This is a genomic window from Paraburkholderia suaedae, assembly GCF_040812055.1.
Lineage (GTDB): Bacteria > Pseudomonadota > Gammaproteobacteria > Burkholderiales > Burkholderiaceae > Paraburkholderia.
In genome coordinates this window covers 1-23,744 of the sequence record NZ_JBFOAH010000039.1, presented here as the reverse complement: position 1 = coordinate 23,744, position 23,744 = coordinate 1, and the positions used below count along the sequence as shown (strand labels likewise).

Below are 23,744 nucleotides of genomic sequence, written 5' to 3'. Positions count from 1 at the left end.
CCCTCCAGATGGCTCGAACGCTACCGGCGCGACTGCCGTCCGAAGGCCTTCAAATTGTCATTGCGTGGCAGTAGCCGCAGCATTCCTCACGAACGCTTCGAATGCCGGATAGACGAGGCGGGCTCCATATCCGCTGATATGGTCGCTGTCGAAGAAAAGTGGATGGCCAGACGAGTATCCGCTGCATTGCGTGGCCGGCGGACATAAAATTGGAAACGGGTCCCACACGCGTGTGTTGGGCACGGCGGCCGCAAGCTGTTGCAATGAATCGACGATCGGCTTGCGCAGGCTCGCCAACTCTGGGCGACTCATCGCCGTGCCGGAGCGACAGATAGGCAGCGACCGGTTATACGGCTCGGCGCAGCGGTACATGGGCGCCTTGAAAATCGGCTTGGGTGCTTCGATCACGATGACTGCACCTTGGCCGCTCAAGCGCTTTAATACTTTCTCACCGTCGATGACTGCCTGAGCGCGCGCCTTGATTGCCGCGTCGCCAAAAATCAGATCCAGCGCCTCGTTCTCCGGAAAGACGTAATACTGATCGACGAAGCGCGGCATGCGCAGCGACGGCAAGAACACGACATCGCCGGGTTCGATCCTGGCGAGCATGTCGGTGACTGCTGCCGACGAATTGGTACGACACGGCTCCGACGTCTCGCGCCAGGGCTGCAGGCTCATGAACGGACACCCGCCGTTGACATACACTGTCACGCTCGCCCCGGTCCTCATCACGTACTCCTTGTACATGCCGACATACGCGGTGGAGTGGGAATCACCGATCGCGTAGATGCGCGGCGTGCCGGTCGCCGGCCCACAGTTCTGCCGGCTGAAGGTAATCGCGTTGCTTGTCCCCACCGGTGCGTTCCCCGTTCTGATCGAGCAGCCGGAATGAGACGGATCGATATCAACACCACCATCCGGATACCAGTCGGAGGCATGTTGTACGACGGTGCTCAAGGAAATTTTCGGCTGCGCCGCGTTGATCTGCGTTGCAAACCACGCACACATGCCTATCAATGCGAAGCCAGTGGTCACGACTGCGGTTCGAGGCACCATCCTGACGGATTTCAGGTTGCGGAACGGTTTTTCCACGAAGTAATACGACAGTACAGCAAGCACGAACGCAATCGCGAGCGCGCCCATTCGATATGAGCCGCGGTCTAGCCCGATGGTCCATCGGAAGATGACGAAGACTGGCCAGTGCCACAGATACAGCGAGTACGAAATGCGCCCGATGAATAGGACCGGGCGCGCCGCGAGTACCCGCATGATCGGATTGGTGCGGCTCTTGCCGTGCAGGAAGAACAGCAGACCCATGGCCCCGGCAACCGCGGGCAGCGCACCCGGGAACGGAAAGCGGTCCGGCCTGGATTGCGCAAACGAGAACGCAATGAGCCCGATGGATGCCATCGCGCCCCAGGTGTGCCAACGCGGCGACGGCTGATCGGCGACGTCGAACCGGCGCCCCGTCAGGTTCATTGCCTGAAACAGCAGGACGCCTGCGGCAAGTTGCCAGAACCGGCTCGTGATCATGTAAAAAGCTGTGGTCTTGTCTGTGTTGCCCATCCACGCCGAGTAGCCGAGCGAGGCGAGCAGTACGGCGCCAAACAGTACGACGGTGAAGCGCCGCCACTTGCCGGCGAAGGTCCACGCAAAGAACATGAACGGGAACGCGAAGTAAAACTGCTCTTCGACACTGAGCGACCACGTGTGCATGTATGGATTGAACTCGGCCACGGGCGAGAAATAGTCGTTGTTGGTTCGGGCAAGGATGAGGTTGCTCAAGCCAAAGAACGCGTAGATGCCGGTTTGCTGATTCGCGCCGCTTAGCCACGACATTGGGATCAGAAGCGCCGCAGCCAGGTTTGTGGCGAGCAGGCATACCATCAGCGCGGGCGCGATTCGCTGGATACGGCGCGCGTAAAAGAAAGGCAGAAACTTCCAGATGGGCGACCGATCAAGCGTGCTGACGGACGCACTGACGATAAAGCCGGAGATCACGAAGAAGATGTCGACGCCGGCAAATCCGCCTGGCGCCCACGCTGAATGCAGGTGGTAAAACACCACCGCCAGTACAGCGACTGCGCGCAGGCCGTCGACGTGGGGGAAATAGGCGTGTTGGGTGCGGGTTTGCATGCGGATAATCTCGATTCCTTTGACACGAGCGTCGCCGCTCCTTCGCGGCATTGTCTCAAACTTCGGATGTTCTGGAAAACGCGGGGCATTCGGTCCCCGCTCGGCCATCTTGCTGATCAGATCGCGCAAGCCTCGCTTTTCGTGTCGAGAGGCGCCCCATGACATGCGCTGAAATAACTTCGGCGTAGCCTGTTGCGGCGCCCATCGGTAATCTGTCCGTATCGGATGCGATGCACGGATACGCCACTTCACCGCAGACGATACCTCCCTGCCACTACCGCCACGGCATCGTCATGGAACAATCTGGAATATTCGCGCTTTACGTCACGGCTTTCATCATCGCCGTATCACTAGTCGAAGCGCTCTGGCTCAGCCGGAAAAATCGCAGTACAGCCACGCCATTTGCGTGGCATGAAGTATGGCTCTCGCTCGCCGATGTGGCCGGGCGCAAGCTGCTCGCGCTTTTGCCGCTCTCGCTCGCCGCGCCTGTGTTTGCGTTGGTCTGGGAGCATCGCCTCTTCACGGTCGAACTCAATAGTGCGCTGATGGTGCTGGCGCTCTTCATCGGCCAGGAATTCTGCTACTACTGGTATCACCGCGCGTCGCACCGCATTCGCTTCTTCTGGGCCACCCATGCCGTGCACCATTCGCCGAATCAGTTGACGCTTTCTACCGCGTACCGCCTTGGCGTCACGGGCAAGCTGTCGGGCTCGGCGATTTTCTTTGCGCCGCTCGTCTGGCTCGGGGTGCGTCCCGAACTCGTTTTGCTGACGCTCTCTATCAACCTCATGTATCAGTTCTGGCTGCATACCACGTGGATCCCGAAGCTGGGCTGGCTCGAATATGTGTTCAATACGCCGTCCTCGCACCGGGTGCATCACGCGTCGAATGTCGATTACCTGGATGCGAATTTCGGCGGCGTGCTGATTGTTTTTGACCGGCTGTTCGGCACCTACATAGAGGAACGCGCTGACGAACCTTGCCGCTATGGTCTCGTTACGCCGACCACGTCGCGTAATCCGTTCGTCGTCGAGTTCGAGCACTGGGCCACCCTGGTGCGAGATGTGGTGAAGGCGAAGAGCCCGTGGATCGCGATCAATCACGTGATCCGGCCGCCCGGCTGGCTGCCCGACGGCGCCGGAGAAAGTACGGAAGAACTGCGGCGCAAAAGCCAGGCCGCGCATCACGCCAATAAGGCGGCAGACCAGCCCTGGACTGCGGCACGCTCAGGCCAACCGTCGACCGAGCGGACCTGAATGGGTCGGTGGTGGCCAGTTCGGCGCCGAGCTTTCTTGCGACGCTGACGCAAGCCGGCGGCTATTAGGGAAGCAGCGGAAGACGTCCTCGAGAAACTCCCTCGATATGCGAGTTTCTCGAGACGCTGCCGGGACCTGTCGGGCGCCGTCTTTCAACCTTGCCGGTAGGGTTTTCACGGTTATGCGAAAAAGGCATGACCGCATGCAGTACTAGCATCGACATCATTTTTGTGTTCCTTAGCATCCCTCCATACACAAATCCTGCTGATTCAGCGAGTTTTGCCACGCATGCGTACGGCGGCGTAATTGGGCACCGTACTAGCCAACTACGACCTTGGGCTTCTCAGCGAACTCCAGATGTCGGCGATCGTACAAGCCTGCAAGCAGGTCCGCTCGGGCGTCGCAAGAGAACACTTTGTCGTCGACGTCATGCAGGGCGGCGCGGGCACTTTCACGAACATGAATGCAAACGAGGTCATCGCCAATCTTGCGCTTGAGCACCTCGGGCACGAGCGCGGCGAGTATCACATCCTCCACCCGAATGAGGACGTGAACCTCGGGCAAAGCACCAACGACGTCTGTCCGACTGCGCTAAAGATCGCGACGTACGCGGGAATCATGCAACAGGTCGATGCGATGGCCGTCTTGCACGCATCGTTCGAACGGAAAGCGGCGGAATTCAAGGACGACCCGAAGATGGGGCGAACGCAACTGCAGGACGCCGTGCCGATGACGTTGGGACAGGAGTTCAGCACGTTTGCCGTCATGCCCAGCGAAGACGAGGAGCGCCTCAAGGAGGCATCGAAGCTGATCTGCGAAATCAACCTGGGCGCCACAGCGATTGGGACCGGCATCAACTCGCATCCCGCCTATGCGCCACTCGCATGCCGTCATCTGAGCAAGATAATGGGTATTGCGCTGACCACCTCGCCGAACCTCATCGGGTCGCAGTAGCGCAGGAGACCGGACTGCGCGATGAGATTGCAACGTATAGCGCGTTTGGAACCGTGGCGCCGTTCAGAAGCATCCTTAACCGGGTCTGAGGAGGCTAAAAACAGACGGCCGCTGGTGCGCGGCCGCCTTGATTTTTTGCGCTGAATAGCAGCTTTTTTTCAACGCCGATTTAGAAGTCATCCGCCAGGCGAGTTGTCCGGTCCGGCTCCGGACGGGCGACACCCGAAACCGGCGGCCCATTGCGCGCCATGAAGGCGAATCGACGCGTCTTCACTTAAGGTTTTCTTAAGGTTCAATTCGTAGCACTGCTTGGCATTCCATCGGGCACATTCGCTGCTGGCTGTCCTCCGGGTCGTTTTTCCATTCGCCATTCGTCGGTACCGGACTTCAAGGCCCCAGGCGTCGCGCATGGCCGTTTGTCGATCTGGGCGCTGATGGCGGAACTCGTTATAGGCACTCGGAGGGATCATGCGGTCGCTTGCTATTTCATTCCCGACCCGTTCACCGCGTTTTAGCGTCAGACATTGGCTGGCCGCCTGCGCATTAGCGGCGTCTGCTGCCGGCGTGCAGGCGGGCGGCGGGCCGCTCGGAATCGACCATGTAGTGGCATTAGACGAGAGCGGCATCTGGTCGCGCAATGTTCAACTCGCGCTTGAGTACAGCGTCATTGCCACCGAGATTGGGGGCGCCTTGTGGCTGGGTAACGACAATGAACTCGGCCACACTTTCTGGCAGACGCTGGATGCGTCGGCCATCTCAGCGGTCGCAGCACAAGGCATGAAATACGCGTTTGGCCGCGCCCGTCCCAGTAGCGGACTTGGGCCAGACGCGTGGTTCCAGGGTCGCTGCTGCCAAAGCTTTCCGAGCGGTGAAGTTGCCCTGCAGGCGAGCTTCGTCACGCCGTTCATCGTCAACTATGCGCGCCGCGATCCCTGGATCTGGGCCCTGGAGATTCTTCCTGCCTACGACGCCGTGGCACGCGTGAAGAGCCAGGCGCACTGGCAGACCGACGTACTGGCCGGCTGGGCGCTGGGTACGGCGGTCGGCTACGTGAGCACCAGATGGAATACGCCTATGTTCGTTCAGATCTTGCCGCACGGATTGGTCGTAGGATTTTCAAAGCGGTTCTGATTAAACGAGCATTGCACCGCCGCGCGAGCCGCTTGCAGGTAAGCGACCGGCAGTAGTCGGTCGTGGCTTGCGCTGCCGATGTGGGCGCACAGTCGACCCGCGATCATCCGGACGTATCTCGGACAAACGCTGATCGCCGCACACACTTCCGACTGCTCGGCGCGCCGGGGACGACACGAAGTGGACCTTCGCTAATGTGCGCGTTCACTCACGCGAACGCGATAGCCTGGGCTCTCCATGACCTCCCGGCGCAATTGCGTGAAGGCCCCCGAGTGCATGTACCTATGGTGCAGCCGACGCGCCTGCCTTCGGTCGCCGATTCTCTGTAGAATCGAACGGGGGGCATCGCAGATCCACGCGTGCACAGTTAAGGAATTCTTAAGCTTGCGGTGAAAAGCCAGGTCCGGTGGCCCGAACCGGTGCCGTAGTGCGGCGGGGCAGTACGCGCGTAAGTGAGCGCTGGCGCATGGCTATTGCCGGACGCGATTGTCTGGGGCCTCTTTAATGTGGCTCAGCACGTCTCGCCTGTCGAGCACGATATAACGATCACGGTCCTGTTGGTGAAGTCAGGTGTTCCTGATTCTCTCGGCGACCGAACGGAGAAGTCCAAATGCGAATCGAGGTTGAAGGGCTTGCCAGAGCATCGATAAAAAAGCTGGCCCATTACAAATTTCACCGTGATCATCGCATTCAGGCGGGAGAGATTCTGAGGACGATCGAGTCGCGTCGGGGGAAGATCGATCCCCAAGTGCTTCGGCAGATCGAGTCGTATGCGCACGACGTCTTCGGCGACGTCATTTACGCGCCGTGGCTAAAGGTCTATACGGCATTGAACGGTACGTTCAAGGAAGGTTGGATTCCTGATAATTATTATGGCGCGGTCGTCGTGCCCCAAACCAAAGGTTGGTACGGAAAGATCTCGACATTGAAGTCCGTCTCTCGCCTTATTTTTCGCGACAAGTGCTTTCCGGATATCGGGTACTTTGCTAACGGTCTCTTTTACACCGCAGACAGTACTCTCGTTGCCGATGATGAGCTTCAGCGGACTTTCCTTGCGAATGCCGACAGGATCGCTTTCAAACTGGACGCTTCGGGACAGGGCAGGGGCGTTTTCATCCTCGACCGCCAGTCGTTCCAGCCGGAATTCATCCGGTCGATGGGCAATGGGGTCTTTCAGGCTTTTGTCGCGCAGCATGAAGTATTCAACCGCTTCACCGCGGATTCTGTTGCGACGTTGCGCTTTACGACGGTTGTTGAGCCAGCAGGCGCGATTTCTCTTCGTGCATGTTTCCTGCGACTGGGCAGGGCGGGTGAAACGCACATACGGACGGGCAGCGAGATCTGCATTCCCGTGAATCCATCAACAGGCGAACTGGACCCTGTCGGCTATCTGAACGACTGGACGGATGTTCGCCAGCATCCTGATACGAGGGAAAGCTTTGCCGGCGTGACCATTCCCGCGTTCCCCGATTGCGTCAAAAAAGTCCTGGAACTGCATGGCAAGGTTCCATTCATTAGTTGCGTCGGATGGGACGTGACAGTCGACGTCCTCGGAGATGTGAAAGTTCTCGAGTGGAATGCCGAGCACAACGATGTCAAATTTGGCGAAGCGACCCAGGGACCATGTTTTTCGGACTTAGGGTGGGAGCTTTTGCAGTCGCGTTGATCCGACTTCTGTGGAATCTGGAAAGGGGTTTCTCGCGAGTCGAGATCCTCCTGAAGGCATCTGGAAATCAGCAAGCGTAGCCACGTCCAGCTACGCGTTTGTCGACGCGCAAAACCACCTGACATGGATCAATGTCGTTGGCTCATTTGCGCAGGCGGAGGCATTTGGCCCGATGACCGTATCCGGAACATCGTGGACGCTGGGCCAGGCTTTGGAGTTTAACGACCTCACGCAGACGGTGGCACCCGTTACTTCGGGAAGCGGCACCTTCGCGGCGAAGAAGACACTGTCCGGCAGTGTCGTCATCAATGGCTCGACTTCGAATGTCTCGTGGACCTACGATCCTGCGAATGCATTGAGTGTGACGCAACAGAGCGTTGCGGGCACGTGGACCGCGTCCAGCGCTTCGATCACCATCGATAACGCGGGGACGATCAGCGGTACATTGAGTGGCTGTACCGTAAGCGGGACGATGCTTTTGTCGACCTTGGGTCTAACCAGAACATGTACAACATTTCGCTAACCGCTGCAACGGGAACGGGCTGCAAAATCCCGGCAGGCGTTCCTCTAACGGGCAATGCCGCGATTATATTTTCACCGATTACCGGCAGCAACGGGTACTCGCGCGTATTGCTGTACCTTGCGCGCTCGTCGGATACAAGCCTTGTTGCGTACGGTGGAATGAGTAAGCAGTAACATCGCGGCGCGCGGCAGAGCCGGGCGTTGCAATTGGAGCTGGTAAGGTCGCAAGCGAGGCTGATCAACAGTTCACCTATATTGCGCATCCGGAACTTGCCTTGCACGCCACACCGCACGGGCTTCTGAAAGCAGATCTTGCACGCGAGCGTTTTCCGAACAACGAAGTCGCTATGTTTATGGCCGTGCGTACACCGGGTTGCTGGAATCAGGAGCTTTCGCGCACGACGAGTTCAAAACCCAGGTCGACCACCGGTTCGGCCACCGGCTCGCCCCGGATCATCGCGAGTAGCATGAGCGCGGCGCGACGCCCGACTTCGGCGCGAGGGGTGCGGATCGTGGTCAGGCGCGGGAACGAATGGGCCGATCCGGGCAGGTCGTTAAAGCCGATCATCGCGACGTCGCCCGGCACCGACACGCCAAGGCGCAGCGCCTCGAGTAGCGCGCCGTGCGCCAGGTCGTCGTTGCCAAAGAAAATGCCGTCGACGTCCGGGCGCCGCTCCATGATCTGCGCGAACAGGTCGCAGCCGAGTCCGACCGACGACGGTGCCGGTGACAGAAACTCGAGCGCGGGGTCGTACAGCCCCGCCTTTTGCAGCGTCCGACGAAAGCCCTCCCCACGCTGCAGGATTCGCGGGTCAAGTTGCGCTGCGACGAACGCGTTGCGCGTGCGGCCGCGCTCGATCAGATGTTCGGCGGCGGTCTGGCCGGCGCCCACCTGCGCGAAGCCAACACAATGCATGCCGGGGCCGCGCGAGATTTCCATGATATGAACACAAGGCACGCCACTCGCATCGATCATGCGCCACGCCGCTTCGGTGCATTCGGAGCCGGTCACGATCATGCCGCTTGGCGGAGAGGCGAGATAATGGCGGATGAGGTCTTCCTGGTCTTCGCGCACGTAATGGGAGTTGCCGATCAGGATCTCGAAACCGTGCGGCCTGAGCACGCGGTGAATCGACTCGAGCACATCGACGAAAACGAGATTGGACAGCGATGGGACAAGCACCGCGACCACCTCGCTGCGCGCGGACGCCAGTGCCCGTGCCGCCGCATTGGTCACATAGCTGAGTTCCAGCGCCGCATCCCGGACGCGTTGCACGAGTTCCGGCGCGACCGTGTTGACGCCGCGCAATGCGCGCGACGCGGTGATCATGCTCACCCCGGCGCGGCGCGCAACCTCTTCAAGCGTCGGGCGACCGGTACTCCGGGTTTTCCTGCGTGTCGAATTTGCCATAAGACGTCTAGGATAGCGCTACCTGAATAGTTATACAAAGGTTCGACGCAAGAAGTAGAAAAAGCGTGCTGCAGCGCTGTCGACCGATGGATCGGCCGTAGACGGCCGTTTTCTTCGGGCCGAACAGATAGCGCTGTCTCAGGACCTGAATGAGATGCTAATGATAGAGACGATGTCTGCAAGGGTGGTGATGGGCGTGGCCGGTTGTGGCAAAAGCAGCGTTGCAGCGGCGCTGGCGGAGCAGATCGGCGGGTACCTGATCGAAGGTGATGAGTTTCATCCGGTAGCGAACGTTGCAAAGATGCGCGCCGGCATCCCGCTTGGTGACGTTGACAGGGCCGGCTGGCTGGAGCGGCTCGCGAACGAACTCAGCCGTGCGCTCATGGCGCATGAGCGGCCTGTCCTGACGTGCTCAGCGCTGAAGCGCCGCTATCGCGAGCGGCTCCGCCAGGCTGTGCCGGGGCTTGGTTTTCTCTTCCTGAATCTGCCCCGTGAGGTTGCTGCAAGGCGCGTTGCCGGGCGCGGCAATCATTTCATGCCGGCCACGCTAGTCGCCAGCCAGTTTGCCGACCTCGAAGCGCCACTCGACGAACCCTTGACACTCACGGTCGACGCCACGTTGCCGCTCACCGGAATTACCCGGGTGGCGACTGCCTGGTGCGAGACTCGCTATCCGTTCCACATTCCTTTGCCTATTTGAGATAGCGCTATCTCAATATTGCCTGCCCGGAACTGACCGAAATCGGGAAACAGCGGACCTCTAACCTCGGGGATCATTATGTCGGGCTTGCCCAGCAACATTTCACTACTGCTCAGCGCGCTGATGGCGATCGTCGGGCTCATCCTGCTGATCACACGCTTCAGGATTCATCCCTTCATCGCGCTCACGCTGGCGGCCGGCTTCGTCGGCTTGGCGTCCGGCATGCCGGTCGCGAAGATCATGCAGTCGTTCCAGGACGGGTTCGGCGGCGTACTGGGCTTTGTCGGCATTGTTCTCGGGCTTGGCACCATGCTGGGCAAGATGATGGCCGAGTCCGGCGGGGCGGACCAGATTGCGCGCACCCTGGTGGGCGCGTTCGGCCGGCAGCGGGTGCAATGGGCGATGATGTGCGCCGCCTTTCTGGTTGGCATACCGCTGTTCTTCGAAATCGGCTTCGTGCTGCTGATTCCGCTGGTCTTCATTGTGGCGAGGCGTACCGGTGTGCCGTTGATCAAGGTCGGCGTGCCGTTGCTCGCGGGGCTCTCGGTCGTCCACGGACTCGTGCCGCCTCACCCCGGGCCGCTGCTGGCAATCGGCGTATTCGGCGCCGACATCGGCAAGACCATCTTTTATGGCCTGATCGTCGGCCTGCCGACGGCAATCATCGCCGGCCCGCTGTTCGGTTCGTTCATCGCCAGATACGTTCCGGGTTCGCCGTCGCAGGAATTGCTCGACCAGTTGGCGCACGAGTCCGAAGCCAGGGATCTGCCCGGTTTCACGGTGACGCTGGCGACGGTGCTATTGCCTGTCTTTCTGATGCTGCTCAAGACGTTTGCGGATATTGTCCTCGCCCAACACAGCACCTTGCGCGTCTGGATGGACATGATCGGCCATCCGATCACCGCCTTGCTCGTCGCGCTGCTACTTTCTCTGTACACCTTCGGCGCCGCGCGCGGATTCGACGCGAAACAGGTGCTGAAGTTTGTCGACGCCAGCCTCGCGCCGGTGGCCGCGATCATTTTGATCATCGGCGCCGGTGGCGGCTTCAAGCAGATGCTCGTAGCAAGCGGCGTGGGTGACGCGATTGGCCAGCTGGCGGTGCACGCGCGCATTTCGCCGATCCTGCTTGCATGGCTTGTCGCGGCAGTGATCCGGGTCGCGACCGGATCCGCAACCGTAGCGACGATCACCGGCGCCGGCATCGTGGCACCGGTGGTGGCCATGGTGCCGGGGGTCAACCGCGAACTGCTGGTGCTTGCGACCGGCGCAGGTTCGCTGATTCTGTCGCATGTGAACGATGCAGGCTTCTGGCTCGTCAAGCAGTACTTCAACATGACGGTCGCCGAAACCTTCAAGACGTGGACCGCGATGGAAACCATCGTCTCGATCGTCGCGATCATTCTGATCATGATGCTGTCCGCGTTCGTCTGAGTTTCCTGTTCGCCTCCGCCCAGAGACCAAAAGAACAGTAAATCGGCGTATTTTTTTACCAACCGGATTAGAACAAGAGGAGATGCACTCTTGAAAAAATCCAACAAATCTAATTAATCAGTCATGCTAAACAAATCACCTGAAACAGGACCGGCGCGACCAAGAACGTACTTTTCCGACGTGCGATGGCCGGCCAGGCTCGCCAGCATTTCGCTGCTTGCGCTCGTCGGTGCCGGACCGGGCATGGCGCACGCACAGAGCAGCGTGACGATCTATGGGATCGTCGACAGTGGCTTCACCTACACCAGCAATCAGGGCGGCAAGAGTCTGATTCAGGCGACGGCGGGCAACCAGCAGGGCTCGCGCTGGGGCTTCAAGGGCACCGAGGATCTGGGTGACGGCCTGCACGCGATTTTCCGACTCGAAAACGGCTTCGACACCTACAGCGGCGCGCTGAAACAGGGCGGTCGCCTGTTCGGTCGTGGCGCGTGGGTCGGCCTCAGCAGTGACACTTGGGGGGCTGTCACCGCCGGCCGCCAGTTCAACCCGGTCCAGGACTACCTGTCCAACGATGGGGTCGGCAACTTTACGCAGTTCGGCAACATCCTGTATGACAACGATGACCTGAACAATACCTTCCGCTCCGACAATTCAGTCAAATACACCTCGCCACGAATCAAGGGGCTGCAGGCCGAAGCGCTCTACGCATTCTCGAACGACACGGGCGCGGCGAACAACCGTAGCTGGAGTGTCGGAGCCCAGTACGCGAACGGTCCGCTGCGCATCGATGCCGCTTACGCATTGCTGGACAATCCGGGACTCAACACAAGCGGCGCGATTCCGTCGGATAACTATTACCCGACCTCGGTGGTCTCGAACGTGCAGCGTCAGGAGATATGGGGCGTCGGCGGCACATACACGATCGGCACGCTGACCGTCGCGCTGCTGCACACGCAGTCGAACTTCCGGATGGCGACCGGCAATAAAGACTTTTCGAACTACGAGGCGAGCGCCCAATACTGGGCGACGCCCGCCTTGCAACTCGGTGTGGGCTACGACTTCACGACCGTGCACCAATCGGCCAGTGGCAACGCGAAGTATCACCAGATTGGCGGCAACGCGAGCTACTACCTGTCCAAGCGCACGGAGCTGTATCTGAATGTGATCTACATGCATGGCAGTGGCGGGACCGCGTGGATCAACGGCCTGTCGAATCCCTCGTCAAACGGCATCCAGACCGCCGCAATCGCGGGCATCCTGCACCGGTTCTGATGCGCCCGTCCTCCATCTGCAAAGAAGAGTCTCATCATGAAAATTGAACGAACCAAACCGACCGCGACGGCCGGCAAACTGAAAGCGATCGCGATACTAGTCCAGGCGCTCTGTGTAACCGTTGCCTATGCAGCCGTTCCGCCGCCCGTTGACGCCCCGACGATGGCGGACCAGCGCGCGGATGCGTTGATCCAGCAGATGACTCAGGATGAACTGATTCAACTGGTGCATGGCCTCTATGGGCGGTATGCGAAGAGCCCGCTGATGCCGTCGGGCAACGATCAGGAAGCGAACCGCTTCAACGTCAGTTCGAACATCGACTGGGGCGCCGCGCGCGAATCGGACCTGCTTGCGTTCGAGCTTGCGATCGAAAAAGGCGATCCCGGTTCGGTGATGTGCTCGTACAACAAGGTCAACACGGTCTGGGCGTGCTCGAGCGACATGCTGCTGAACCGGATTCTGAAGCACGATTGGAATTTCAAAGGCTATGTGATGTCGGACTGGGGCGCGGTTCACGATATCAAGGATGCGTTGAACGGCCTCGACCAGGAGTCCGGGGAATCGTTCGACAAGGACAACGGTGGTCCGTTCTTCGGCGACAAGCTGAAGCAGGCACTGGCGGACGGCACGGTTCCGGAGAGCCGCCTGAAGGACATGGCGCATCGGATCCTGCGCACGATGTACGCCAAGGGTGTATTCGACAATCCGCCGGCGCTGCGCCCGATCGATGTCGCCGCGGATGCTGCGATTGCTCAGGCCGACGAGGAGGAAGGGATCGTACTGTTGAAAAACGCCGCGCAGCAATTGCCGCTCGCCGCCGGCCATACGATGGCGGTGATCGGTTCACATGCGGACGCAGGCGTGCTATCGGGCGGCGGTTCATCGCAGGTCTGGCCGGTCGGCGGTCCCGCCGTTGCACAGGGCGGCTATTCGTTCCCAAATCCGGTGATCTACGATCCGTCGTCGCCGCTCAAGGCTATCGGGGCGAAGGCTGGCAGCGAGACCAGGGTAGCTTACGACGACGGCGCGGACCCCGCGAGAGCGGCTGAACTGGCGAAGCATGCCGACGTTGACCGACCGCCGCTTCGGTCCTTGACGACCTGGTTACGTCGAAGGGTTCTCTACTGGTTCTGGATCTTTAGACATCTCCACGAGCGCTCCCAATGAGAAAGCCCCGTACTGCACGGGGCTTTTTTGTCGCTGGCGTGGGCCGTCAGCCATTGTGGTGGTTCCATTCGATCACAGCACGGCAATTGCTGACCGTCAGGAAACCGGACATTTCTATAAAGCTATTACAATCAATGTCATGGCCATTTCAAGATGTCGTAGCGGCAGCTAAATACAAATGTCGGGTTTTTTAGGGGTTAAAAGGTCTGTCTTTCATGGGTTACTGATCACGCAGTGTCGAAGGATCCGTTGTGAATGGGCAGGGCGCTTACGTCTGTTTCGACTGACCTTGCAGACCACCGGCCAGGTTTACGGGTTGCGGTTTTATCTGTCTTTGCTGGGCAAGATCCACGATGACATGCTCGATGTCAGTCTGGGTGAATTCGCGCTGCTTCTTCTTGTCCGGCGAGCGGCTTTGAGATCTGGTCGGCGCGCCCAGATGCGTTCTTGACGGCGCCTTGCCTATCCGACTGTTATCGCGTTGCGCCTGAATCGCCTGCGAGACCTGGAGCACGTGACCCAGACGCTTGTGCTCGACGATGGCCCCCTGATCGACTTCTGCCAGCCGGTCATATGAGTGGCACGCAATCGCCTTGCCATCTGCACGGAGCTCGATACGCCCGTCCGGGTACTCCCACACCTCGATATACCGATCGATCCGCCGTCGGTTCTCCGGCGTATCGTCCATCAAATACCGAACCCGGTCGTACTGCACGGTCAGCGCCTTCGTCACCTTCCGCGGCTCGCGCCACGTGAGCACGAGCTCAAGGTTCTCGTCAGCCCTCAGCGGGCGGTGTGCGTCAAAGTCGCTCTTCGGAGGCTTGGCGAAACGCGCGTTGTAGGCAGCCATGAAGGAGGGCGCCCAGGCATTGGCCGCAGCGATCGTGCTGATGTCGCGCAACCGCATTTCCTTCACCATCCGGTCCTGCAGCGTCAGGTGGGCGCGCTCGACACGGCCCTTGGCCGGGCTGCTGTTTGCACAAATTGTGTCGATGTTCAGCTCGTACATCGCGCGGCCAAACTGCGTCACGCTGTTGCCGGTCTTGCTCGCGGCCGTATGCCGTGGCATTCGTACAGCTTCTCGCAGGCCAGCGTCGGCCCAAAATCGGTGTAGCGCTCGCGGATAATCGCCAGGGCGCGCCGGGCCTCGTCGTCGTCCAGCCGCCGGTTACCCGGTCGGCCGCGTTTGCGTGAGGCCAGTCCCGCAGCGCCCGACTCCTGGTACCGGATCACCAGCCGCTCGATCTGCCGCACGGTCAGGCCCAGTCGTTCGGCAGCACGTCCAGGTTTCAGAACCCTATCCACAACAGCCTGGATCACCTTCAGTCGGTCGAGTTCGCGCATGTTCAGTGTCACCAGTGTCGCTGGATGCATGGCCGGCTCCGTAATCCCGCAGGGAACCGGCAAGCATACCGAGACCAGAACACGACATTTCTAAATGGCTGGAACACGACATTTCTATAAAGCTATTACAATCAAAAATATTGATAAATTATGTTATGTCAAATTGAGACGGCGCCGTATGGCGCTTTTCCGTGCCCGTCGTAGTGCTCGTAAGTAAAGTTGTCATGTAAGGCTACGCCATCGTGTCCGGAAAATGACAATCCACGTTTTTCGTGTTGAGCGGACGCATTTACATCTTTTTTTTGCGCCACAAATTTTTCGCACATTGTGCGGATGCTTTTGCGTAGTCGGGACATGCGTTCCGTGTTTCCGTGTTGTCACTCCTCAATGTTTTTTTCCGGATCCGGCTTTCCGCTCATCCATCCATGCCAACCATCCGCGGCGATATGCCCGGGCGTCAGCCAAAGCATGGTGAAGCCGCCGGTCGGTGTCATAGTAAGCGGCGACAGCTCGGTCATATACGGTCGTATCAATCAGCGGCCGTAGATCAAAATAGGTTGGCGCGAGATTAGCGGCCCGAGGCGAACCGAGCAAGTCGAGCAAAAAGTTGAAGTCCGTTGCCGAATCGCACGCCACTTGCACCTTGCGTGGAGACTCTGCAAGCCACGCACGTAGTTCAGCCCGGGCTGGTGCGGTTGCACGGCGCGGGCCGTCGAGCAGCGGCAGAACCACTCGTTTCACGAATTCGGTACAATCCGCTACGCGCCATGTATCAGCAATTTCCACGTAAAACTCACGTTTTCCGTCTTCTGTCACAAGCGCAAGACTTATGAGTTGAGGAGCGGATTGCTCATATCCTGTGTACTCGGTGTCTAAAAAGAGCAGCATATTTAGCGAGGTTTTGCGTTTCCACGGCCCGGCGAAAGAATACAACACGTCTTCCTGTCATCGGGATGCCCTTTTTCCCTACCCTACTCTAGAAACGCCGCAGTCGAGATGGTTTTACACCTGCTCTAGCCGGACTAGATGTGTCTCGAGGGCGGCGTCAAAAAAGTTAGATTCCCGGAGCCTACCGTTGATCCAGCTCGACGTGCTCTCCTGCATTTTCCTTGCGTCGCATCGGTTCCGTCGCGATAAGGATGACAGGCAGAGCATGATCGCATATGCGTAGGATTGCTTATGTCATCAGCGAGTAGAATTGTGCTGCTACCGTTCGGTCATCGTCGACTTTCATCTGCCTCTTGCGAATCATATGCATCATCTCAATACCAGAGAGAATGATGCGCGCACACCGAAAATCCTTGAAGCCCATCATCGGTTTGATTATACGTTTGATCGCTCGATGGTCCTGCTCGACAACGTTGTTCAGGTATTTGTTCTGCCGGATCCTGATCGGTGTTTCCCGGCCTGCGTTGATGCCTTCAAGCGCGGCCAGATTCGCGCCGCTCTTATCCACGGTAATCGTCTCGGGCTCGCCGTCCCAGTCAATGGCCTTTTCAAAGTAACTTTGCCATCACGCTCGTCATACGTTGCGGTCGACGGATTTTACTTGACCGCGCTAATGCGACAAAACCCTCGGCGCTGCTTCTCGATTTGATTAACGGCGAAGGTGTCACTGCGCGTCCTTTCATATCGCTAACGCTGTCGCTTTGTATAGTTACGGGTATCATTGCGCGCAGCCGGTTGCACGCTCTTAGTGCCCGCTATTCGTGCACTTCCTGGTGCGATCTGCCGCTCTGCCGTTGCGCGATACCCTGTTGGCGGTGCAGTGGATCGCTGCAATGTTCGGCCCACATGTCGTGTGGCGCAATTAGCGGATCCGGGTCGCCAATCGTGCGGCGCAGCCGCGCACGTCGATTGTGGAGATTCCCGATCGCGGATAAGTGCTTCTGTGGATCGAACAGCCGTGTGCGGTTTGTCCGGCGCATCGGTGCAATATCACCGGGTTAAGCAGTCATCAGAATCAACGCAGGTTGCGGAGTATTTATGAAAACGCTGTTTTTGCAGGCCCCGTCGTACGACGGTTTCGATGGCGGCGCGGGTTCGCGCTATCAGGCGAAACGCGAGGTCCGCTCGTTCTGGTATCCGACCTGGCTCGCGCAGCCCGCAGCCCTGGTGCCGGACAGCCGGGTGCTGGATGCACCGGCTGATGGTCTTTCGGTTGAGGCGTCACTCGAGATCGCGCAGCACTACGACCTCGTCGTGATCCACACCAGCACGCCGTCGTTCCCCACCGATGCGATGTTTGCCCAGGACCTGAAGGCCCGGAAACCGTCGATCCTGATCGGCATGGTCGGCGCGAAGGTGGCGGTCGACCCGCACAACTCGCTGACCGCGAGCGAAGCGATCGATTTCGTCTGCCGGGAAGAATTCGACTTCACCTGCCAGGAAGTCGCCGGTGGCAAGCCGCTCGCGCAGATCCAGGGCTTAAGCTACCGCGCCGCGGACGGCTCGATCGAACACAACGAAGCGCGTCCGATCCTCGAGAACATGGACGAATTGCCGTTCGTCGCGCCGGTCTACAAGCGCGATCTGAAGATCGAAAATTACTTCATCGGCTATCTGAAGCACCCGTATGTGTCGATCTATACGGGCCGCGGCTGCCGTTCGAAGTGCACGTTCTGCCTGTGGCCGCAGACAGTCGGCGGCCACCGCTACCGCACGCGCTCGGTCGAAAACGTGCTGGCAGAAGTGAAGTGGATTCGCGACAACATGCCTGAAGTGAAAGAGATCATGTTCGACGATGACACTTTCACGGACTTCAAGCCACGCGTCGAAGAAATCGCACGTGGCCTCGGCAAGCTGGGCGTGACGTGGTCGTGCAACGCGAAGGCGAACGTGCCGTACTCAACGCTGAAGATCATGAAGGAAAACGGCCTGCGCCTACTGCTGGTCGGTTATGAATCGGGCGACGACCAGATCCTGCTGAACATCAAGAAGGGACTGCGCACCGACATCGCTCGCCGTTTCAGTGAAGACTGCCGCAAGCTTGACATCAAGATTCACGGCACGTTTATCCTGGGGCTGCCGGGCGAGACGCAGGAAACGATCGAAAAGACGATCGAGTATGCGAAGGACATCAACCCGCATACGATCCAGGTGTCGCTCGCCGCGCCGTATCCGGGCACGACGCTCTACAACCAGGCGGTGGAAAACGGTTGGCTGCAGGAAAACAAGGTGATCAACCTGGTGAGCAAGGAAGGCGTTCAGCTGGCGGCGATCGGCTATCCGCATCTGTCGCGAGAAGAGATCTATCACCACGTCGAGAGCTTTTATAAGCGATTCTATTTCCGGCCGTCGAAGATCTGGGAAATCGTGCGTGAGATGCTGATGAGCTGGGACATGATGAAGCGGCGTTTGCGTGAAGGCCTGGAATTCTTCCGCTTCCTGCAGGCGCACGAAGGGTGATGCGGCAATGAAGTCTCGCGCGTGGCTTGCCTGCCTGACCGGTCTGCTGGTCGCAAGCGGACTGTTCGCCCTCGAAGGTCCTTTGTACGGGGAGCATCTTATCCTCATGGCGCTGGCGTTCCTCTGCGGTACGGGCGCCGCGCTCGGCATCGTTTATACGGTGCTTGCCGGCGTATTGATGGGACGTTTTTTTGCGCGTACCACCGCGGAGCCCACCAGCTATCCCGCCGTGACGATCGTCAAGCCACTGCATGGTCGCGAGTGGACCTTGCTGTGCAACCTGTCGAGTTTTTGCCAGCAAGACTATCCGGGTCCGGTGCAATTCCTGTTCGGGGTGCACGACTCGGAAGATCCGGCGCTGCAAACGGTTGAACAACTGCGTCTGCTGCATCGGGAAGCGCATATTACGGTGGTGGCCGATGCGCGTCTGTATGGGCCCAACCGCAAGATGAGCAACATCCTCAATATGCTGCCCAAGGCACGGCATGATGTGCTGGTGTTTGCAGACAGCGACGTCAGTGTGGGGCAGAACTATCTGCGCAATGTGATCGGAGAGTTGCATAAGCCCGGCGTGGGTCTCGTCACCTGCGTCTATCGCGGGCAACCCGATCCAGGTTTCTGGCCGCGCCTGTCGGCCAAGGCGACCAATTATCAGTTTCTGCCCGGGGTAGTGACGGGGCTGGCGCTGGGGATGGCGCGTCCATGCTTTGGACAGACGATTGCAATGCGGCGGGAAACGCTCGAGAAGATTGGCGGTTTCGCGCAATTCGTGCATCACCTGGCGGAGGATCATGCGATTGGCGAAGCCGTGCGCAGGATTGGCGAGAAGGTGGCGATTCCGCCATTCACGGTCTCGCATGCCTGCGGCGAGACGAGTGCCTCCAGGCTGATTGCGCACGAATTACGCTGGAGCCGGACCATCCGCATCATCGACCCGATGGGTCATCTGGGTTCCTCGCTGATGCATCCGCTCGCCTTTGCGTTGCTTGCCGTGGCGCTTTCAGGCGGCGTGGTCTGGGCATGGCCGCTGGTGGCGGCGGCGCTGCTTGCGCGGCTCGCGCTGAAAGTGCAATCGGACCACGCTTTGCAACAAGCGCATCGCGACCTGTGGCTGTTGCCGTTCTGGGATATCGTGTCGTTTTCGATCTTCGTGGCGAGCTTTTTTTCGACGCGGGTGACCTGGCGAGGTTTCAGCTTCAAGGTGGACAGCGATGGTTTGCTGTCGCCGGTTCAGGATGATTAAATAGCATTGGAAAATTTCTTACGGGGAGGCTACCGCAATAACAGCACCTCCCGACAAGCTCGCGCATGTCATGTACCAGTCGGATTTGCGCTGAGGGGGCATCATACAGTCGCGGCATGGCGAAACATCAGGCCGTATCGTCGCGCCATGGTTGATGCGTGCGTCTCGTCCATCCTTGGGAACGATGCGACTGAACGCTGCACGACGCTGAAGGCGCCCTTTCGGGCACGCCAACATGACGTCGTCGGGCTGGCGGGCGCTCGCATGCGGCAGCGCATAGAGAGATTGGCTACCTAATTGTGCACCGAAGCGAAACGTTGCAGGTGACGCGCCGACCTGAAGCGGCGCATTACCTTCTCGCGCACCCGTGTCGACCGGTGCGCGTTTTCCGCCCGGTTATTCGGTCCCTTTTGCTGGGGGTGTTCTATGTTGATCCCCAGATCGCTGTTCGCTGCCGCATAGCTCTTGAGCTTGTGGGCGATCAACATCCGTGACGCGCGCCCGTGCTTACCGAGCAGCTTGCGCATCAGGCGCCTGGCCTCGTGCCGGTCCGATAGCTTTCTCGTTGTGGCAGGGATGCATGTGGGTCGTGGCGAAACGAAGCAGGCGCAACACATATGAGGTCAAATCGGAAACGGTTCGCCCGTCGCGGGTCAAACCGTTTTTCACTCAGGCCGGCCTTGACGGTGCCAGACGCTTAGTCGTGCGAGTGGTAGTTATGGTGAGGCTGAGGATGGTGAGGCTGAGGATGGTGAGGCTGAGGATGGTGCCGGACAGGGGCGTGCCGGTCGTCGCGGTGCATATCGGCGAACGACACTGCCGGGGCAGCGAACGCGGCTGCGATGAGGAAAGCAAGAGTCTTCTTGAAAACGAGTTTCATCTCAATCCAGGTGGAAGTTAGGGAGTGTCAGATTAGAAGAGCGATGCAATGCCTCGAATCACTGCGATGCAAATACATTCTAACGTATCACCCACTTCACATCGGCGAACCGGTATGTAGCATGCTCGACGCAAATTCTCGCGCACGAGTACGCGCAACTGCTAGCGGTTTTGCAACGGGCCTGCATGCTTTGAAGGCGAATGGAAGCTATGCCTCGCCTCGCCAGCACGGCTCAAGCATCCTGCCAGTGAACGGCCTGCCGCTGAACTTTCCGTGCGGATTCTCGATGCACAGGTCAGCGGGAACTTCGTAGTGCGGTTTACGCCTGCTCGCGGGTCGCATGACTGCACCCGTTCGCGAGGTGGGAGACAAGACCGGCTTCATGTTCTAGACACAAAATCTGGACAGGACGCTGACATGTAGATGTCAAACGCGTCAGCCAGGGCCGCCCGACTCGTCGAAGGCGCGGTACAGATAACCTCCACAAGGACGCAATGGCCAACTATGACGATCTTGGGCCGGTAAAAAATGACCCCGACCTGGAAAGAATGGAGACCGCTGCACTGACAAGTCCGGCCGCACGGAACAGCCTGCTCCAGGATGTGTTCAGAACTGTGCCTTCAGATTTCGATAGCATTTGCCTCGGTTTCCTTGCGATCGTCACTCGCGCCGCATTTGCCGCGTACAGGAGGACGCGTTCAGTCTTTTGAGGACCTCGACTCCTTTCGAGGTGAGCCGCGGGAATGCGTGGCCGGTCTTGAGCAACTCCATTTCGATCAGCCGCTCGTGCCGGAGAACTGTCGTGTCCAAGCCTAGCGCTTTGACCTCCGCAGGAGAGCGCTGTACAAGAAGCAGTGTGGAAATCTCGTGGTGGCTGAGCATTCAATTCTCCGAGGGTGGGCGCGGTGCAAGCCGGTGTGTCAGTCACATCCTAGTGAGCCAAGGTTCCACTACGCCTACGTCAATGTGTCCGCCGGTTACGCAGTTACATTTATGAACGGAAATTTGCGGGTGGCTGGGCACGCGCAGTGGGGGCCGAAATTATCCGTTTCAATTTCAAGGTCAACGGAAGCCATCTGGCGCCGCTTGTGCCTTCCCTCTAAACAATGGTTTTGTCTCAAAGCTTCGCTACCCCGACCAGTTGGGTCATACCTGGGCGCAGCGATGCACTTCACGATGGACCTACCCGTTGCGCCGGAATCGCCAATTTGACATCCCCTGCATGAGAGACAGATCGGCGAACCATCATCTGCTCGAAAGCGTCCACGATGCGTTGAACCTGACCGTTCTTGTGCATCAACGGACCGTCGTCGCGTTCGTAACGCACAAGCATCGTCGCATTGGCTTCGAAGACGAACACGCGGCCGTCCGGCAAAATCGTGAAGTCGATGCCGGCATAATCGAGCGCGAGCCGCTCGCCGATGTTTGCGATGGCACGTAACGCGCGCTCGCCGATAGCGCCTCGCGGATCGTCGAGAAACCGGCGCTCTTCATCGAGCTTCCACGAGTGCGCCTCCATTTCCGCCGAAAAGTAGTGGACCATCCAGTGTGGCGAGATCGCGAGGTGATACGCGAACGGCTCACCGTCGATAAAGATCATCCGGTACTTGCGATAGAACCCGTCCGCGTCGCGTGTATCGTGGAACGCGCTCAGGTAATGCGCGCCGTCCATTACGCGTAAATGCGCGTTGAGCGTGCCGACGTCGTCGCAGCGCACGAGGCCATCGCCCCCATGCGAGCCAAGCGGCCGCAACAACAGCGGATACGTCAGCCCCTTATCAGCGAGGCGGAGCACGAGCGGTTCTTCGGCGGCAATCGGCGCCATGCCGAGCACGCAATGCGCGCTCACCACGTCCGTCAGACCACGCAGCAATTCAGGTAGCCGATGCCGTCGCGTGCGCGCCACCACGGCCGAGCGGTTGAGCACCGGTCGCGAAGTGCGCGATTCGAAGCGGGCGAGGCGCTCAGCGACCGGCTCCGCGATGTCCGGATCGCCGAGCGCGTTGAACACGAGGTCGAACGGCGGAAGATTGGCGTCCTCCTCGTCGAGGGCGTAGTCGATAGCGTATTTGATGCGGCAATTGACGGTACCCGGCAGCAACGCCGCGAACGGCACGTTGCCGGTGCCGCTGCCGCTACACAGAATCAACACCTGGCGTGTGTCACCGCCGTTCTGCTCGATGAACACGCGCTGGGTCTTGTACGCGCGTTCGCGGCATGCCGCGGCCTCCTGTTCGTCGTGTTGTTCGGCGTGGATCGCCCCCAGATTCAACCATGCGACGGCCGCATCGGGATCGAGATCGAGCACGAGACGATACCAATGCGCGGCGGCTTCGTAGTCGCCCTTCATGAAATAGCCGGTGGCGACGTCGCACAAATTACGCGTTTGTGCGACGGACGGTTGCGCTGCGAAAGCGTCGAGCATTTGAGCGGCGATCAAATTCGCCAGCGCGGCGAGTTCGTCGCCCGCCGCGCGACAGACTTCGGCCTGCCTACGGTAGAACGCAGGATTGAGTTCGCCCGGCGCGCGCGATTCTTCTATGGACATGGGAAGCGAGTCGAGACTTGTCGTGTGGCCGTTATACGGAAACGTATCGAGACCGAGGTCGATCTGATGATAGCTGCACAGCCGGCAGGTGGTTGGAACCTCGGCAACCGCACGCGCCGCGCCGCGATGCCATGCTGTTCGAGAAGAGAGCGTGCGGGCGGCGGAAAATCGAGCGCGAGGTGCCGCTCTTTCGCCTGCTCTGAAAAGCCTGACTTACCGCCATGCACGCCGCCAGTCGTTGCGCCACTATGCGCGGCCTCTCCCGGACGATATCCGGCCGGTCCTCACCGCGTGTTACGAACGTAAGCGCATAGTGTTGCAGTAGTCTACAGGGCAAAACAATGCTCGGCGTACCGGAGACAATCGGGTGCCTGGTTCGTCTTACGGCTGAAAGCGTTGCAAAACCGGTGAGTATTCCGATTGCCAAAGGGCGGGCAGGCGAAACCGGTGTTTCTGCAGGTTACGCGCAACCGTCATCATCAGCAGTGAGTCGCCCAATGCAGAGGTGGCTCCGGGAATTCGGACAGTTCCTTGAGTGGAAAAGCTGGGGTGTGAACCGCTTGGGTTTCCTGGACACATTGCAATGTTAGTGTCAGGCCTTTCATGAGCCTTCGGCCGTAGGCCGAAGGCTGTGCTGCCGGGCAAACTCGCCCGGCGTCAAGTCGTTGAGCGCCA

Annotated in this window: 15 protein-coding genes and 3 pseudogenes; 11 read left to right on the top strand and 7 right to left on the bottom strand. The window is 59.4% G+C overall.

Going from position 1 to position 23,744, the window contains the following annotated elements:
• Nucleotides 1–57: 57 nt before the first annotated feature.
• Nucleotides 58–2,136: an acyltransferase family protein gene (locus ABQJ48_RS33260; RefSeq protein ID WP_367842172.1), complete on the bottom strand. Its 2,079-nt coding sequence runs from the start codon at nt 2,134–2,136 to the stop codon at nt 58–60.
• Between the two features lie 293 nt (nt 2,137–2,429).
• On the opposite strand from ABQJ48_RS33260, the gene ABQJ48_RS33255 reads away from it, so the two are divergent.
• From ABQJ48_RS33255 to ABQJ48_RS33235, 5 genes and pseudogenes are all read left to right on the top strand, one after another.
• Complete coding sequence (locus ABQJ48_RS33255; protein ID WP_367842171.1) at nt 2,430–3,392, top strand: sterol desaturase family protein; 963 nt, start codon at nt 2,430–2,432, stop codon at nt 3,390–3,392.
• Between the two features lie 318 nt (nt 3,393–3,710).
• Nucleotides 3,711–4,334 (top strand): annotated as a pseudogene (locus tag ABQJ48_RS33250) (lyase family protein); the annotation flags it as partial.
• A gap of 480 nt (nt 4,335–4,814) precedes the next feature.
• The gene (locus ABQJ48_RS33245) at nt 4,815–5,477 is read left to right on the top strand and encodes a phosphatase PAP2 family protein (RefSeq protein ID WP_367842170.1); all 663 of its coding nucleotides are present in this window, start codon (nt 4,815–4,817) and stop codon (nt 5,475–5,477) included.
• A 610-nt stretch (nt 5,478–6,087) separates the two neighbouring features.
• On the top strand, nt 6,088–7,143 hold the full coding sequence (locus tag ABQJ48_RS33240) for a sugar-transfer associated ATP-grasp domain-containing protein (protein ID WP_367842169.1): 1,056 nt from the start codon (nt 6,088–6,090) through the stop codon (nt 7,141–7,143).
• 10 nt (nt 7,144–7,153) lie between these two features.
• Nucleotides 7,154–7,666 (top strand): hypothetical protein, encoded by a 513-nt coding sequence (locus ABQJ48_RS33235; protein ID WP_367842168.1) that lies wholly within the window; start codon nt 7,154–7,156, stop codon nt 7,664–7,666.
• Between the two features lie 381 nt (nt 7,667–8,047).
• On the opposite strand, the gene gntR is transcribed toward ABQJ48_RS33235, so the two are convergent.
• Nucleotides 8,048–9,076, bottom strand: a complete 1,029-nt coding sequence (gntR, locus tag ABQJ48_RS33230; protein WP_367842167.1) for an HTH-type transcriptional regulator GntR — start codon at nt 9,074–9,076, stop codon at nt 8,048–8,050.
• Nucleotides 9,077–9,266: 190 nt separating this feature from the next.
• Between gntR and ABQJ48_RS33225 the strand changes: the two genes are divergently transcribed.
• The 4 genes from ABQJ48_RS33225 (at nt 9,267) to ABQJ48_RS33210 (ending at nt 13,646) form a co-directional block, all read left to right on the top strand.
• Nucleotides 9,267–9,776 (top strand): gluconokinase, encoded by a 510-nt coding sequence (locus ABQJ48_RS33225; protein ID WP_367842192.1) that lies wholly within the window; start codon nt 9,267–9,269, stop codon nt 9,774–9,776.
• A gap of 78 nt (nt 9,777–9,854) precedes the next feature.
• Nucleotides 9,855–11,207, top strand: coding sequence for a GntP family permease (locus tag ABQJ48_RS33220; protein WP_367842166.1), 1,353 nt, complete (start codon nt 9,855–9,857; stop codon nt 11,205–11,207).
• Nucleotides 11,208–11,414: 207 nt separating this feature from the next.
• On the top strand, nt 11,415–12,479 hold the full coding sequence (locus ABQJ48_RS33215; RefSeq protein ID WP_473094227.1) for a porin: 1,065 nt from the start codon (nt 11,415–11,417) through the stop codon (nt 12,477–12,479).
• A gap of 36 nt (nt 12,480–12,515) precedes the next feature.
• Nucleotides 12,516–13,646: a glycoside hydrolase family 3 N-terminal domain-containing protein gene (locus ABQJ48_RS33210; protein WP_367842165.1), complete on the top strand. Its 1,131-nt coding sequence runs from the start codon at nt 12,516–12,518 to the stop codon at nt 13,644–13,646.
• A gap of 227 nt (nt 13,647–13,873) precedes the next feature.
• Here the strand turns inward: ABQJ48_RS33210 and ABQJ48_RS33205 are convergent.
• The 3 genes and pseudogenes from ABQJ48_RS33205 to ABQJ48_RS33195 all read right to left on the bottom strand — a co-directional run.
• A pseudogene (locus ABQJ48_RS33205) lies at nt 13,874–15,020 on the bottom strand (helix-turn-helix domain-containing protein).
• A gap of 354 nt (nt 15,021–15,374) precedes the next feature.
• On the bottom strand, nt 15,375–15,923 hold the full coding sequence (locus ABQJ48_RS33200) for a 3'-5' exonuclease family protein (protein WP_367842164.1): 549 nt from the start codon (nt 15,921–15,923) through the stop codon (nt 15,375–15,377).
• Between the two features lie 244 nt (nt 15,924–16,167).
• A pseudogene (locus ABQJ48_RS33195) lies at nt 16,168–16,494 on the bottom strand (DDE-type integrase/transposase/recombinase); the annotation flags it as partial.
• A 482-nt stretch (nt 16,495–16,976) separates the two neighbouring features.
• Here ABQJ48_RS33195 and hpnJ point away from each other — a divergent pair.
• On the top strand, nt 16,977–18,398 hold the full coding sequence (gene hpnJ, locus ABQJ48_RS33190) for a hopanoid biosynthesis associated radical SAM protein HpnJ (RefSeq protein WP_367842163.1): 1,422 nt from the start codon (nt 16,977–16,979) through the stop codon (nt 18,396–18,398).
• Nucleotides 18,399–18,405: 7 nt separating this feature from the next.
• Nucleotides 18,406–19,641, top strand: coding sequence for a bacteriohopanetetrol glucosamine biosynthesis glycosyltransferase HpnI (gene hpnI / locus ABQJ48_RS33185; RefSeq protein WP_367842162.1), 1,236 nt, complete (start codon nt 18,406–18,408; stop codon nt 19,639–19,641).
• 293 nt (nt 19,642–19,934) lie between these two features.
• Here the strand turns inward: hpnI and ABQJ48_RS33180 are convergent, their stop codons facing one another.
• Both ABQJ48_RS33180 and ABQJ48_RS33175 read right to left on the bottom strand, forming a co-directional pair.
• On the bottom strand, nt 19,935–20,258 hold the full coding sequence (locus tag ABQJ48_RS33180; RefSeq protein WP_367842161.1) for a DDE-type integrase/transposase/recombinase: 324 nt from the start codon (nt 20,256–20,258) through the stop codon (nt 19,935–19,937).
• Nucleotides 20,259–21,692: 1,434 nt separating this feature from the next.
• Nucleotides 21,693–23,069: an ATP-grasp domain-containing protein gene (locus ABQJ48_RS33175; protein ID WP_367842160.1), complete on the bottom strand. Its 1,377-nt coding sequence runs from the start codon at nt 23,067–23,069 to the stop codon at nt 21,693–21,695.
• Nucleotides 23,070–23,744 lie beyond the last annotated feature (675 nt).

Bases quoted from the DNA above. Each gene is read 5' to 3' on its own strand.
- ABQJ48_RS33260 (WP_367842172.1), bottom strand. From the start codon at position 2,136: ATGCAAACCCGCACCCAACACGCCTATTTCCCCCACGTCGACGGCCTG.
- ABQJ48_RS33255 (WP_367842171.1), top strand. From the start codon at position 2,430: ATGGAACAATCTGGAATATTCGCGCTTTACGTCACGGCTTTCATCATC.
- ABQJ48_RS33245 (WP_367842170.1), top strand. From the start codon at position 4,815: ATGCGGTCGCTTGCTATTTCATTCCCGACCCGTTCACCGCGTTTTAGC.
- ABQJ48_RS33240 (WP_367842169.1), top strand. From the start codon at position 6,088: ATGCGAATCGAGGTTGAAGGGCTTGCCAGAGCATCGATAAAAAAGCTG.
- gntR (WP_367842167.1), bottom strand. From the start codon at position 9,076: ATGGCAAATTCGACACGCAGGAAAACCCGGAGTACCGGTCGCCCGACG.
- ABQJ48_RS33225 (WP_367842192.1), top strand. From the start codon at position 9,267: ATGGGCGTGGCCGGTTGTGGCAAAAGCAGCGTTGCAGCGGCGCTGGCG.
- ABQJ48_RS33220 (WP_367842166.1), top strand. From the start codon at position 9,855: ATGTCGGGCTTGCCCAGCAACATTTCACTACTGCTCAGCGCGCTGATG.
- ABQJ48_RS33210 (WP_367842165.1), top strand. From the start codon at position 12,516: ATGAAAATTGAACGAACCAAACCGACCGCGACGGCCGGCAAACTGAAA.
- hpnJ (WP_367842163.1), top strand. From the start codon at position 16,977: ATGAAAACGCTGTTTTTGCAGGCCCCGTCGTACGACGGTTTCGATGGC.
- hpnI (WP_367842162.1), top strand. From the start codon at position 18,406: ATGAAGTCTCGCGCGTGGCTTGCCTGCCTGACCGGTCTGCTGGTCGCA.
- ABQJ48_RS33180 (WP_367842161.1), bottom strand. From the start codon at position 20,258: ATGTGTTGCGCCTGCTTCGTTTCGCCACGACCCACATGCATCCCTGCC.
- ABQJ48_RS33175 (WP_367842160.1), bottom strand. From the start codon at position 23,069: ATGTCCATAGAAGAATCGCGCGCGCCGGGCGAACTCAATCCTGCGTTC.